Origin of the sequence: Tepidimonas sp. (genome assembly GCF_046292505.1) — a bacterium.
Taxonomy (GTDB): domain Bacteria; phylum Pseudomonadota; class Gammaproteobacteria; order Burkholderiales; family Burkholderiaceae_C; genus Tepidimonas.
In genome coordinates this window covers 1-12,657 of sequence record NZ_JBKBQX010000037.1, presented here as the reverse complement: position 1 = coordinate 12,657, position 12,657 = coordinate 1, and the positions used below count along the sequence as shown (strand labels likewise).

13 protein-coding genes, 2 tRNA genes and 2 pseudogenes are annotated in these 12,657 nt (G+C 68.6%); 10 read left to right on the top strand and 7 right to left on the bottom strand.

Features of this window, described 5'->3' with window-relative positions; translation table 11 throughout:
• From ACK4TH_RS10770 to ACK4TH_RS10750, 5 genes are all read left to right on the top strand, one after another.
• A partial coding sequence (locus ACK4TH_RS10770) for a cytochrome b (RefSeq protein ID WP_409626246.1) occupies window positions 1-884 on the top strand: 884 nt, incomplete at its 5' end.
• 20 nt (window positions 885-904) lie between these two features.
• Entirely contained in the window at window positions 905-1,675 is a 771-nt protein-coding gene (locus ACK4TH_RS10765; RefSeq protein ID WP_068606211.1) for a cytochrome c1, read from the top strand.
• 99 nt (window positions 1,676-1,774) lie between these two features.
• Complete coding sequence (locus ACK4TH_RS10760; protein ID WP_068606212.1) at window positions 1,775-2,386, top strand: glutathione S-transferase N-terminal domain-containing protein; 612 nt, start codon at window positions 1,775-1,777, stop codon at window positions 2,384-2,386.
• On the top strand, window positions 2,386-2,880 hold the full coding sequence (locus ACK4TH_RS10755) for a ClpXP protease specificity-enhancing factor (protein ID WP_409626241.1): 495 nt from the start codon (window positions 2,386-2,388) through the stop codon (window positions 2,878-2,880). Before ACK4TH_RS10760 ends, ACK4TH_RS10755 begins: the two co-directional genes overlap by 1 nt.
• 65 nt (window positions 2,881-2,945) lie before the next feature.
• A tRNA-Thr gene (locus tag ACK4TH_RS10750) sits at window positions 2,946-3,021 on the top strand.
• 110 nt (window positions 3,022-3,131) lie between these two features.
• On the opposite strand, the gene ACK4TH_RS10745 is transcribed toward ACK4TH_RS10750, so the two are convergent.
• The 5 genes from ACK4TH_RS10745 to ACK4TH_RS10725 form a co-directional block, all read right to left on the bottom strand.
• Window positions 3,132-3,224 (bottom strand) — tRNA-Ser (locus tag ACK4TH_RS10745).
• Window positions 3,225-3,290: 66 nt separating this feature from the next.
• Window positions 3,291-4,583, bottom strand: a complete 1,293-nt coding sequence (locus ACK4TH_RS10740) for a tryptophan--tRNA ligase (RefSeq protein WP_409626238.1) — start codon at window positions 4,581-4,583, stop codon at window positions 3,291-3,293.
• Between the two features lie 38 nt (window positions 4,584-4,621).
• Window positions 4,622-5,290, bottom strand: coding sequence for a site-2 protease family protein (locus ACK4TH_RS10735; protein ID WP_409626235.1), 669 nt, complete (start codon window positions 5,288-5,290; stop codon window positions 4,622-4,624).
• Window positions 5,291-5,324: 34 nt separating this feature from the next.
• The gene (locus ACK4TH_RS10730; protein ID WP_409626232.1) at window positions 5,325-5,960 is read right to left on the bottom strand and encodes an L-threonylcarbamoyladenylate synthase; all 636 of its coding nucleotides are present in this window, start codon (window positions 5,958-5,960) and stop codon (window positions 5,325-5,327) included.
• A gap of 16 nt (window positions 5,961-5,976) precedes the next feature.
• The gene (locus ACK4TH_RS10725) at window positions 5,977-6,834 is read right to left on the bottom strand and encodes a 3',5'-nucleoside bisphosphate phosphatase (protein ID WP_409626229.1); all 858 of its coding nucleotides are present in this window, start codon (window positions 6,832-6,834) and stop codon (window positions 5,977-5,979) included.
• Window positions 6,835-6,870: 36 nt separating this feature from the next.
• On the opposite strand from ACK4TH_RS10725, the gene murJ reads away from it, so the two are divergent.
• Both murJ and ACK4TH_RS10715 read left to right on the top strand, forming a co-directional pair.
• Window positions 6,871-8,433 (top strand): murein biosynthesis integral membrane protein MurJ, encoded by a 1,563-nt coding sequence (gene murJ, locus ACK4TH_RS10720; protein WP_409626226.1) that lies wholly within the window; start codon window positions 6,871-6,873, stop codon window positions 8,431-8,433.
• Window positions 8,434-8,437: 4 nt separating this feature from the next.
• On the top strand, window positions 8,438-9,289 hold the full coding sequence (locus ACK4TH_RS10715) for a SirB1 family protein (RefSeq protein WP_409626223.1): 852 nt from the start codon (window positions 8,438-8,440) through the stop codon (window positions 9,287-9,289).
• A 58-nt stretch (window positions 9,290-9,347) separates the two neighbouring features.
• Here the strand turns inward: ACK4TH_RS10715 and purM are convergent, their stop codons facing one another.
• Entirely contained in the window at window positions 9,348-10,379 is a 1,032-nt protein-coding gene (purM, locus tag ACK4TH_RS10710; protein ID WP_409626219.1) for a phosphoribosylformylglycinamidine cyclo-ligase, read from the bottom strand.
• Between the two features lie 80 nt (window positions 10,380-10,459).
• Between purM and ACK4TH_RS10705 the strand changes: the two genes are divergently transcribed.
• From ACK4TH_RS10705 to ACK4TH_RS10695, 3 genes and pseudogenes are all read left to right on the top strand, one after another.
• Complete coding sequence (locus ACK4TH_RS10705) at window positions 10,460-11,551, top strand: AI-2E family transporter (RefSeq protein WP_409626216.1); 1,092 nt, start codon at window positions 10,460-10,462, stop codon at window positions 11,549-11,551.
• Entirely contained in the window at window positions 11,552-12,238 is a 687-nt protein-coding gene (hda, locus tag ACK4TH_RS10700) for a DnaA regulatory inactivator Hda (RefSeq protein WP_409626213.1), read from the top strand. It begins immediately after the preceding gene.
• A gap of 17 nt (window positions 12,239-12,255) precedes the next feature.
• Window positions 12,256-12,537, top strand: a pseudogene (locus ACK4TH_RS10695) (hypothetical protein); the annotation flags it as partial.
• On the opposite strand, the pseudogene ACK4TH_RS10690 reads toward ACK4TH_RS10695, so the two are convergent.
• Window positions 12,531-12,657: pseudogene (locus tag ACK4TH_RS10690) on the bottom strand (hypothetical protein); the annotation flags it as partial. The pseudogenes ACK4TH_RS10695 and ACK4TH_RS10690 sit on opposite strands and share 7 nt — an antisense overlap.

Genomic DNA, 12,657 nt, shown 5'->3' with positions numbered 1-12,657 from the left:
CCTTCAACGGCCCCGATCTGGCGATCCTCATCCGTGGCGACTTCGTCGTCAGCGATGCGACGCTCAACCGCTTCTTCAGCTTCCACGTCATCGCCGTGCCGCTGGTGCTGCTGGGTCTGGTGGTCGCGCACATCATCGCGCTGCACGAGGTGGGTTCCAACAACCCCGATGGCATCGAGATCAAGGCCACCAAGGACGCCAGCGGCAAGCCGCTGGACGGCATCCCCTTCCATCCGTACTACACCGTGCACGACATTCTGGGCGTGTCGGTGTTCCTGATGGCGTTCTCGGCGATCGTCTTCTTCGCGCCGGAGCTGGGCGGCTACTTCCTCGAATACAACAACTTCATTCCGGCCGATCCGATGGTGACGCCGCCGCACATCGCGCCGGTGTGGTACTTCACGCCGTTCTACTCGATGCTGCGCGCGACCACGACCGAGATGATGTACGTGCTCGTCGCGGTGGTGCTGATCGCGGCCGTGCTGGGGGCGATCAAGTCGTCCATGGGCCCGGTGGGCAAAGGCGGCCTGCTCGGCGGCGCGGTGGTGCTGTCCGCGCTGATGCTCAGCATCGACGCCAAGTTCTGGGGCGTGGTCGTGATGGGCGGCGCGGTCATCATCCTGTTCTTCCTGCCCTGGCTGGACTACAGCCCGGTCAAGTCGATCCGCTACCGCCCGAGCTGGAACAAATACCTGTACGCGCTGTTTGTCGTCAACTTCCTGATTCTGGGCTACCTGGGCGTGCTGCCGCCGTCGCCGGTGGGTGAGCGCGTCTCGCAGGTGGGCACGCTGTTCTACTTCGGCTTCTTCCTGCTGATGCCGTGGTGGAGCCGCCTGGGCGAGTTCAAGCCCGTTCCGTCCCGCGTCAACTTCCAGGCCCACTGAAACTCGAGGAGTCGAATCCCATGAAGCGATGGATTGCCACGGGTCTGGTGGCCCTCGGTGCGATGTTCGGGGCGTCTGGCGCGCTGCACGCCGCAGGCGCAGGCTTCCCGATGGATAAGGCCCCGCGCCTGACCAACGATCTGGCCGCGTTGCAAAACGGCGCCAAGATCTTCACCAACTACTGCCTGAGCTGCCACTCGGCGTCGTTCGTGCGCTACAACCGGCTGACCGAAATCGGCCTGACGGAAAAGCAAATCCGCGAGAACCTGATGTTCACCACCGAAAAGGTGGGTGACCAGATGATCGCCGCGATCGACCCCAAGCAGGCCAAGGCCTGGTTCGGCGCGCAACCGCCGGATCTGTCGCTGGTGGCCCGCTCGCGCGCCGCGCAACTGAGCTACAGCGGCACCGACTATCTGTACACGCTGCTGCGGGGCTACTACCGCGACCCCAACCGTCCCACGGGCTGGAACAACGTCGCCTTCCACAACATCGGCATGCCCCATCCGCTGTGGGAGCTGCAGGGCGAGCGCAAGCCGGTGTTCGAGAAGGTCTCCAGCCACGGCCACGAGGTGGAAGTCTTCCGCGGGTGGGAAGTCGTCAAGCCCGGCAAGCTGACCGAAGCCGAATACGACCGCACCGTCGCCGAGCTGGTCGCGTTTCTGGAATGGATGGGCGAGCCCGCCAAGAACGACCGCATCCGCCTCGGTGTGTGGGTGCTGATCTTCCTGGGCGTGTTCACCGTCATCGCCTGGCGCTTGAACGCCGCCTACTGGAAGGACGTCAAGTAACCCCCATCTGACCGCGTGCCAGCGCGCGGTCCGCGCAGTGGGTGAGCCAGCCGGCAGGCGGCCATCCACTGTTTTCTTTTGTCGAGGAGCGAACACACCATGATGGTTCTGTACTCGGGCACCACCTGCCCGTATTCGCACCGTTGCCGTTTCGTGCTGTTCGAGAAGGGCATGGACTTCGAGATCCGCGACGTGGATCTCTACAACAAGCCCGAGGACATCGCGGTCATGAACCCCTACGGCCAGGTCCCCATCCTGGTCGAGCGCGACCTGATTCTGTACGAATCCAACATCATCAACGAGTACATCGACGAGCGCTTTCCGCACCCGCAGCTCATGCCGGGCGACCCGGTGGACCGCGCGCGCGTGCGGCTGTTCCTGCTCAATTTCGAAAAGGAGCTGTTCTCGCACGTCTCGGTGCTGGAGCAGCGCACGCCCAAGCCGACCGACAAACAGATCGAGAAGGCCAAGGCCCACATCCGCGACCGCCTGACCCAGTTGGCCCCCGTGTTCCTGAAGAACAAGTTCATGCTGGGGGACAATTTCTCCATGTTGGACGTGGCGATCGCCCCGCTGCTGTGGCGCTTGGACCACTACGGCATCGAGCTGAACAAGAATGCCGCCCCGCTGCTGAAGTACGCCGAGCGCATCTTCTCGCGGCCGGCCTACATCGAGGCCCTGACGCCGTCCGAAAAGGTCATGCGCAAGTGATGGACACCGATCTGCCCTCCACGCGCCCGTACCTCATCCGCGCCCTGCACGAATGGTGCACGGATGGGGGCTTCACCCCTTACATCGTGGTTGCGGTGGATGAGCGCGTGCAGGTGCCGCGCGAGTTCGTGCGCGACGGTCAAATCGTCCTCAACGTCAGCTTCGACGCCACCAGCGGCCTGCGGCTCGGCAACGACGTGGTCGAGTTCAAGGCCCGCTTCGGCGGGGTGCCGCGCGACGTGGTGGTGCCGGTGGACCATGTGATCGCCATTTACGCGCGCGAAAACGGGCAGGGCATGGCCTTCCCGGCCCCGCAGCCGGCCGCGGCGGATGCCCCGCCCCAGCGGCTGCAGGTGGTGGCCAGCGACGACGCAAGCGAGCCGACCGACACCCCGGCCGACACCCCCGCCAAAACCGCACAGGACCACGGCGACGGGGACGGCCACCCGGCACGTGGCGGCGGCAAGCGCCCAACGCTGACCCGGATCAAGTGATCCGCGGCAGGGCTACAATGGAGCCCTGTCCCGACGGGCCGCCCTGCGCACAGGTTGCCCGCTCAGCCGCTTTAGCTCAGTTGGTAGAGCACCCGCCTTGTAAGCGGTAGGTCGTCTGTTCGAGTCAGACAAGCGGCACCAGGCATCGGTGCTCACCGCATCGTCTGCGGCGGAAGACTCCCCCGAAATCCCATAAAGCTGCGCCGAAAAAACAAAACCCTTTCCGGCTGTCGTCGGAAAGGGTGGGTTCGTGGCGGAGAGAGAGGGATTCGAACCCTCGATACGGGGGATACCCGTATACCGGATTTCGAGTCCGGCGCATTCGACCACTCTGCCATCTCTCCGCGGTCGACAAGCCTGCTATTGTAGCAGGCCCGCAGGGGCAGTTTGGGGGCTTGGCCGGCCCGCGTTCAGGTCTCGCGCAGCAGGGCCAGGGCGGCGTCGATGCGCTCGGCGGGGGCGGACGCCTGGACCAGTGCGTGCAGGTCTGGACAACCACTCCAGCCCTCGGCCTTCAGACGGGCGACGGCCTGGCCCGCGGCCTTGGGCGAGTCGAACCCCGCGCTTTGCAGCAGCACATGGCCTTTGGCGTCGGTCAGCTTGAAATAGAAGCGGCCGTCGCTTTCGCGATATTGCTTGAAAACCGGCGGCGCGACCTTGGTGCCCGTTGCCTCGGCGGCGGGGGGCGGGGCCAGGTCGTCCAGGGGCCGCAGGCCGACGGCAGCGCGCAGCCGTGCGGTCAACGGCGTGGCCTGTGCACGTGCCTTGGCGGCCCCCGCGCGCAGCAGGGCCTCGACCCGCTCCGGATGCGCCATCAGGTCGTCGTAGGTGGCGCGCATGGGGGCGATTTCGCGGTCGATGCGCTCGAACAGTCGCTCTTTGGCCTCGGCCCAGGCGATGCCGGCAGCAAAGTCGCGCGCCAGGGCGGCGGTTTCGTCGGCCGTGGCGAAGGCCTGGTAGATCTGGAACAGCGCCGAGCCTTCGGTGTCTTTGGGCTCGCCCGGCGCGCGGGAGTCGGTGACGATGCCCATGATGAGTCGCCGCAGTTGCTCGCGCGGGGCGAACAACGGGATGACGTTGTCGTAGCTCTTGCTCATCTTGCGGCCATCCAGACCGGGCAGGGTGGCCACCTGTTCGTCGATCACGGCCTCCGGCAGCGTGAAGTGCTCGCCGTAGTGGTGGTTGAAGCTGGACGCCAGATCGCGCGCCATTTCGATGTGCTGGATCTGGTCGCGGCCCACGGGCACGCGGTGCGCGTTGAACATGAGGATGTCGGCTGCCATCAGCACGGGGTACATGAACAGGCCCATGGTGACGCCGTCGTCGGCGTCGCGCCCGTCGGCGGTGTTTTTGTCCACCGCGGCCTTGTAGGCGTGGGCGCGATTGAGCAGCCCTTTGCCGCAGACGCAAGCCAGCAGCCAGGTCAGCTCCGGGATTTCGGGGATGTCGGACTGGCGGTAGAAGGTGACGCGCTCGGGGTCCAGCCCGCAGGCGATCCAGGTGGCAGCGATTTCCAGCGTGGAGCGCTGCACGCGCGCCGGGTCGTGGGTGGAGATGAGGGCGTGGTAGTCGGCGAGGAACAGGTAGCTGTCGATGCCCGGCTCGCGGCTGGCGCGTACCGTGGGGCGGATGGCGCCGACGTAGTTGCCCAGGTGCGGGGTGCCGGAGGGTTTGATGCCGGTGAGGACGCGGACGGTGGTCATGGGGGAACGATGGGGGTGGAGCGGGCCGGGGCCCGCACTCAGAACAGCAGCCAGCGCAGCGGTGTGAGCAGCCACTCGATGGCTTGGGCGGTGATCCGCATGAGCGGGCGCAGCCACAGGGTGCTGACCACGCCCGTCACGACCAGCGCCAAGACGATGAAAAAACCATATGGCTCGACGCGCGACAGGGTCATGGCGGGGCGCATGGGCAGCAGACCGACCAGGATGCGCCCGCCGTCCAGCGGCGGCAGTGGAAACAGGTTGAACGCGAACATGACCAGATTGACCAGGATGCCCGCACGGGCCATGCCGTTGAAGAACGGCTCTTGCACCCCCAGCGCGACAAGCAGATAGCCCGCGGCGGCCCAGGCCATGGCCTGCGCCAGATTGGCCGCCGGGCCGGCCAGAGCGACCCAGACCATGTCGCGCTTGGGGTGGCGCAGGCGACCGAAGTTGACCGGCACCGGCTTGGCGTACCCGAACAGAAAGGCCCCGGCCGTGGCAAAGTACAGCAGCAGCGGCATGGCGATGGTGCCGATCGGGTCGATGTGCCGCATGGGGTTGAGCGTGATGCGGCCCAGCCGCTCGGCCGTCGGGTCGCCAAAGTGGCGCGCGGCATAGCCGTGCGCGGCTTCGTGCACGGTGATGGCAAACAGCACCGGCAGCGCATAGATCGCGACGGTCTGGATGATCTGGGCCAGGTCCATGGCAGGATTGTCGCAGGTGGCGCGGGGGCGCGCCTCACAGGCCCAGCGGTGCGAGCGGCCCGCGCCCGATGCGCAGCACTTCGGGGTCGCCGCCCGTGCCCATCGGCGTCAGATCGACGACGGTGGTGGGCTCCAGCGGGCAGGCGCCGGCGTCGATGACGGCGGCCACGGCGTGTTCCAGCCGTTCCCGGATGGTGTGCGCATCGTTCAACGGCGCCTCGTCACCCGGCAGGATCAGCGTGGTACCGAGCAGAGGGGCACCGTGCAGGGCCAGCAGTTCGCGCAGGGCGCGGTGCTCGGGCACGCGCAGACCGATGGTCTTGCGCGAGGGGTGGCTGACGCGGCGCGGGACTTCTTTGCTCGCCTCCAGGATGAAGGTGTACGGCCCCGGGGTGGCGGCCTTGAGCAGACGGTACTGGCGGTTGTCCACGCGCGCATAGGCGGCCAGCTCGGACAGGTCGCGGCACAGCAGGGTCAGGTGATGGCGCTCGTCCACACCGCGGATGCGCCGCAGCCGCTCCACGGCCGCCTTGTCGTCCAGGTGGCACACCAGGGCATAGCTGGAGTCCGTGGGCACGGCCAGCACGGCGCCCCCTTGCAGGGCCTGGGCGGCTTGGCGCAGCAGGCGGGGTTGTGGATTGTCCGGGTGGACTTCGAAAAACTGGGCCATGCGCGCCGTCCCCGCGTCAGTGCTGGATGCGGTGGGCCAGCAGCTCCCACACGGGGGTCAGTCGGCCGTCCAGGTAGGGCAGGGCGCCCAGGTCGGTGTGCGACTCGTCGGGGCTGTGGAAGTCGCTGCCGCGCGAGGCGGCCAGCCCGAACTCCAGTGCCATGTCGGCGTAGCGCACGGCCTCGGCGCTGCTGTGGCTGCCGGTGACCACCTCCACCGCCCGGCCGCCGTGCGCTGCGAATTCCGAGAACAGCGCATATTCCTGTGTGGGGTTGGGGTGGGCATAGCGGGCCGGATGGGCGATGACGGCGATGCCGCCGGCCTGGGTGATCCAGCGCACGGCGTCGCCCAGCGTGGCCCAGCGGTGCTCGACGTAGCCGGGTTTGCCTTCGGTCAGAAAGCGCCGGAACACCTCGTGCGTGTCGTGGCAGATGCCCGCCTCGACCAGATAACGCGCGAAGTGCGTGCGCGAGATGAGCTCTGGGTTGCCCACGTATTTGAGCGCGCCTTCGAACGCGCCCCGGATGCCGACGGCGGCCAGCTGGTCCGCCATCTCGCGCGCGCGACGCTCGCGCCCGCCGCGCGTGTGCGCGAGGCCCTGCACGAGCTGGGGATCGTCCGGGTCCACCCCCAGACCGACGATGTGCACCGTCAGGCCGGCGAAGGTGACCGAGATTTCCACCCCGCTCAGATAGGGCAAGCCCAGCGCATGGGCCGCCGCCGCCGCCCGGTGCTGGCCGCCGACCTCGTCGTGGTCGGTCAGCGCCCACAGCTCCACCCCGTTGGCTTTGGCGCGCTCGGCCAACGCCTCGGGTGCGAGCGTGCCGTCGGAGACCGTGGAGTGGCAGTGCAGGTCGGCGTTCAGAATGGTCATGTCAGGCCATTGTAGGCGCGCGGCTACACTCGCGCCGTGTCGCTGTTCAAATCCGCTTCGATCGTCTCGCTGTTGACGCTGGCGTCGCGCATCACCGGCCTGGTGCGGGAGTTGCTGATCGCCGCCACCTTTGGGGCCAGCGCGCTGACCGACGCCTTCAACGTGGCGTTTCGCATCCCCAATTTGCTGCGCCGGCTGTTTGCCGAAGGCGCGTTTTCGCAGGCGTTCGTGCCGGTGCTCGCCGCCACGCGCGAGACGGACGGCGACGCCGCCACGCGCGAGCTGATCGATCGCGTGGCGACGCTGCTGGTCGCGGCGCTGCTGCTGACGTGCGTGGTCGGGGTGGCCGGCGCCCCGCTTTTGGTGTGGGCGATGGCGGCGGGCTTGCAGCAAAACCCGCACGGCTTCGACGTGGCTGTGGTGCTGACGCGCTGGATGTTCCCGTACATCGCCTTCATGTCGCTGGTGGCGCTCAGTGCCGGCATCCTCAACACGTGGCGGCGCTTTGCGGTGCCGGCTGCGACGCCGGTTCTGCTCAACGTGGCCATGATCGGTGCAGCGTGGTGGGGGGCGCCTGCGCTGGGGCGCTGGGGCCTGGAGCCCATCTATGCCCTGGCCGGTGGCGTCATGCTGGGGGGCTTGCTGCAACTGGGGGTGCAGATCCCCGCGCTGGCTCGGCTGGGGCTGCTGCCCCGAGTGCGGCTGACCCGCGCGGGTCTGCGCGCGGGCTGGCGGCACCCGGGCACGCGCCGCATCCTGACGCTGATGGGACCGGCCCTGCTGGGGGTGAGCGTGGCCCAGGTGTCCTTGCTGATCAACACCCAGATCGCGTCGCATCTGGCCACGGGCAGCGTGTCGTGGCTGACGTATGCCGATCGGCTGATGGAGTTTCCCACGGCGCTGCTGGGGGTGGCGCTGGGGGTGGTGCTGTTGCCGCAGTTGGCGGCGGCGCAGGCCGCGGGCGACGGGGACCGGTACAGTCGTTTGCTCGACTGGGGGTTGCGCTGGGTGGTGCTGCTGGCTGTGCCCAGCGCCGTGGGTTTGCTGGTGTTCGCCCAGCCGCTCGTGGCCGTGCTGTACCACTACGGCGCCTTCACGGCGGCCGATGTGCGGCAGACCGCGCTGGCGTTGATGGGCTACGGCGTGGGGCTGCTCGGGCTGATCGCCATCAAGGTGCTGGCGCCGGGCTTCTATGCCCGGCAGGACATCCGTACGCCGGTGCGCATTGCCGTGGTGGTGTTGATCTTTACCCAGGTGATGAATGCGGTGCTGGTGCCGCATCTGGCCCATGCGGGGCTGGCGCTGGCGATTGGGCTGGGGGCCCTGCTCAATGCCGGGTGGCTGCTGACTGGTCTGGTGCGGCGGCAGGCCTATGTGCCGCAGCCGGGTTGGGGCCGTTTTGCCGTGCAGGTGCTGGCCGCTGCCGTGGTGCTGGCGGTATACCTGCTGTGGCTGGCGCAGGCGTATGACTGGACCCACCCCGACGGTGCGGTGTGGCGCGTGGCGGTGCTGACCGCCGGCGTGCTGGGGGCCGGCGCGGCGTACTTCGGGGTGTTGGCCTTGGCCGGTTTGCCGTTGCGCCAGTTTGTGCGAAAGTAGCGGCATGAATTGGGCCGCGCGGGCACCTTCTTCGCTCGACTACTTCGCCTCGCTGGTGGCGCAGGACGAGGGGTTTCCGTTGCTGGAGGCGACGGCCGCCGTTGCCTTGGATGAGTATCCTGAACTCGACGTCCAGGCGGTGCTCGACGGGGTGGACCGGTTGCTCGAGCGGTTGCGGCGTCGCCTGCCGGCAGATGCCGGACACCTGCACCGGCTGCGTGTGCTCAACCAGTTTTTCTTTCACGACCTGGGGTTTGGCGGCAACGTCAACGACTACTACGACCCCGAAAACAGCTACCTGCACACGGTGCTGCGCACCCGCCGGGGCATCCCGATCAGTCTGGCGGTGATCTGGCTGGAACTGGCGCAGGGCATCCGTTTGCGTGCGGCCGGGGTCAATTTCCCCGGGCACTTTCTGGTCAAGGTCAATCTGCCACAGGGGCAGGTGATCCTGGATCCGTTCACCGGCCATTCCCTCAGCCGCGAGGATCTGGCCGAGCGGTTGGAGCCCTACAAGCGCCGCAACGGGCTGGTGGACGATTTCGATGTGCCGGTGGGCTTGTATTTGCAGGCCGCGCCGCCGCGCGACATCGTGGCGCGGGTGCTGCGCAACCTGAAGGAGATCCACCGCACGCAGGAGGATTGGCAGCGGCTGATCCCCGTGCTCGACCGCCTGATCGTGCTGCTGCCCGAGGCCTGGACCGAGGTGCGCGATCGCGGCCTGGCCTGGGCGGAGCTTGGGCAGCCCGCCCGGGCGCTGCCGGATCTGGAGGCGTATCTGGCCCATGCCGACGATCCGCTGGAAGCGGATGCGATCGCCCAGCGCGTGCGCGAGCTGCGCGGCGGGATGGCCTGACGGCGAGAGGTTGGGGGATGGATGGGGCGGCGGTGGCCGCCCCGCGGACGCAAGGCCGTCAGCGCACGACGACCGCAGCGCCGTCGCCGCGCGGCGCAATGGCGCCGATGACGTGGACCGTCTCGCCCTGCGCGCGCAGCGTGGCTGCCGTGGCGTCTGCGTGGTCGGCCGCGACCACCACCACCATGCCGATGCCGTTGTTGAAGGTGCGGTTCATCTCGTGGTCGTCGATGCCGGCGGTGCGCTGCAGCCAGCCGAACAGTTCGCTTTGCGGCCAGCTGCCCTTGACCAGGTGCGCGGACAGCCCCTCGGGCAGCACGCGCGGGATGTTCTCCAGCAGGCCGCCGCCGGTGATGTGCGCCAGCGCCTTGATCGGGTGCCGCTGCAGCGCGGCCAGCACCGGTTTGACGTAGAGCCGCGTCGGCGCCATGACGGCCTCGCGCAGCGGCCGGCCGTCCAGCGTGGCCGGCAGATGGGCGCCGGCGCGCTCCAGGCACTTGCGCACCAGGCTGAAGCCGTTGGAGTGCACGCCGTTGGAGGCCAACCCCAGCACCACGTCACCGGCGCGCACCTCGGCGCCGGTGAGGATGCGCGACTTTTCCACCACGCCGACGCAGAAGCCCGCCAGGTCGTATTCACCGGGCGGGTACATGCCGGGCATCTCGGCGGTCTCGCCGCCGATCAGCGCGCAGCCGGACGCCTCGCAGCCGCGGGCGATGCCGGCCACCACGCGCGCGGCGGTGTCGACGTCGAGCTTGCCGCAGGCGAAGTAGTCGAGGAAGAACAGCGGCTCGGCCCCCTGCACCAGCACGTCGTTGACGCTCATCGCCACGAGGTCGACGCCGACGCCGTCGTGCATGTCCCACTCGAAGGCGAGCTTGAGCTTGGTGCCGACGCCGTCGGTGCCGCTGACCAGCACCGGCTCGCGGTAGCGCTTCGGGATCTCGAACAGCGCGCCGAAGCCGCCGATGCCGCCCAGCACCCCCTCGCGCAGCGTGCGGCGGGCCAGCGGCTTGATGCGCTCGACGAGCGCGTCGCCGGCGTCGATGTCCACGCCGGCGTCTTTGTAGGAGAGGGGTGTCGTGTTCATGGGGTCGGTAGAATCCCCGCGATTGTAAGGGTGCCCCGGTCGGCCGCGATCGGGGCGTTTGCCCGCCGCCGTAACCCCCGATGCTGCTGACCGATTCCCAACGACAGGCTTTGCTGTGGCTGGCCCTGGCCGTCGCCGGCTGGTGGGGGGTGTCGCTGCTCGCGCCGGTGTTGTTGCCGTTCGTGGTGGCGGCGGTGTTGGCCTATGCGCTGCGGCCGGTGGTGGTGGGGTTGGCCGCCCGCCGGGTGCCGCAGTGGCTGGGCGCCGGACTCGCCATCGCTCTGCTGATGCTGGTGCTGCTGGCGGTGGTCCTCATCATCGTGCCGGTCGTCACCCAGCAGTGGCCCTTGCTGCGCGAGCAGATTCCGCCGCTGCTGGAGCGGCTCAACGCCTGGCTGGTGCCGCTGGCGCAGCGCCACGGGTTCGACGTCGCCATCGACGTGGAGGGCGTGCGCGCACTGTTGCGGCGCATGATCAGTGGCCACGAAGGGCAGTTGCTGGATCATGTGCTGGCATCGCTGCGCATCGGTGGCAGCGCGATGCTCGCGGTGCTGGGCAACCTGGTGCTGATGCCGGTGGTGGCCTACTACCTGCTGCTCGACTGGGATGCGGTGGTGACGCGCTGCCGCGCGCTGGTGCCGCCGCCGTGGCGCCCGGCCGTCGGGCGGTTTCTGGCCGAGGCCGATGCGGTCCTGGGCCAGTACCTGCGCGGTCAGCTGCTGGTCATGGGGGCGTTGGCGGTGTTCTATGCCGTCGCCTTGGCGCTGGTGGGCCTCAAGCTCGCGGTGCCCATCGGGGTCTTCACGGGGTTGGCGGTGTTCGTGCCGTATCTGGGCTTTGGGCTGGGGCTGGTGTTGGCCCTGCTCGCGGCGCTGCTGCAGTTCCAGAGCCTGCTGGGCGTGCTGCTGGTTGCGGCGGTGTACGGGGCGGGGCAGGTGATCGAGAGTTTTTTTCTCACTCCCCGGCTGGTCGGCGAGCGCATCGGGCTGCATCCCATCGGGGTCATCTTTGCCCTCATGGCGTTTGGTCACTTGTTCGGCTTCGTGGGCGTGCTGATCGCGCTGCCCGCCTCGGCGGTGCTGCTGGTGGCCGTGCGGCGCGTGCAGGGGCTGTACGTCGGCAGCCCGTTGTACCGCCCGCGCGATGCGGTGCGTGCGCCGGAGGAGGATTGAGTGGAACAGCTCGTCCTCGACCTGGGGCTGGCGCCCATGCCGACTCTGGCCAACTTCGTGCCCGATGGCAACGAGCCGGCTTGGGAGCACCTGCGGCTGTGGACTCAGGCGCGGCCGCGTGCGCCGCTGCCCATTTATCTGTGGGGGCCGGCCGGCAGCGGCAAGACGCACCTGCTGCGCGCCGTGGCCCAGTCGCTGCTCGGGCGGGGGGAGTCGGTGGGCTGGCTGGGGGCTGAGGTGACTTGTCCGTCGCCCTTTGACGAGCGTTGGTCAGCGGTGCTGCTGGACGACGTGCAGCTCTACACGGCCGCCCAGCAGGCCGCAGCCTTCAATTGGTTCGTCAACGCCCAGTCCCCGGCGGTCGGGCCGCAGCGCGCGGTGCTGGCGTGCGGCGATCGTCCCCCGGCCGATCTGCCCCTGCGCGAGGATTTGCGCAGCCGTCTGGGCTGGGGCCATGTGTTCCAATTGCAACCGCTGGACGAGCCGGCGCGCCGCGCCGTGCTGCGCCGCGCGGCCGATGCCCGGGGCATCGCGCTGTCCGACGAGGTCATGGACTTCATGCTCAACCGCTTTGCGCGCGATCTGTCCAGCCTGATGGCGCTGCTGGACCGGCTGGATGGCTATGCGCTGCGCACCCAGCGCGCCATCACCATCCCGCTGGTGCGGGCGATGCTGGCCGCCGAGTGAGCGCGCATCGACCGTGCATGGACCGCCGAATGACGCCGATGGATTGCCTTGCCACGATGACCCCGACCGCCGTGCCCGTCCCGTCGCTCGCCGCCGCCCCACAGAGGACGGCGGCCCGGGCGGGCATCGCCCTGTTCGACCTGGACCACACGCTGCTGCCGCTCGATTCGGACTACGCCTGGGGTGAGTTCACCACCCGCATCGGGTGGACCGATCCGGTGGACTTTGCGCGGCGCAACGATGCTTTTTTTGCCGATTACCAAGCGGGCCGGCTGGATGTGCACGCCTATGTGCGCTTTGCCACAGAAGCGGTGCGCGTGCGCGGCCCGCAGGCGGCTGCCGAGGCGCGTGCGCGCTTCATGATCGGCTCCCAGTTGGGGTCGGTCATGTCGGTGACCAGCACGTCGCCGGGCTGCACC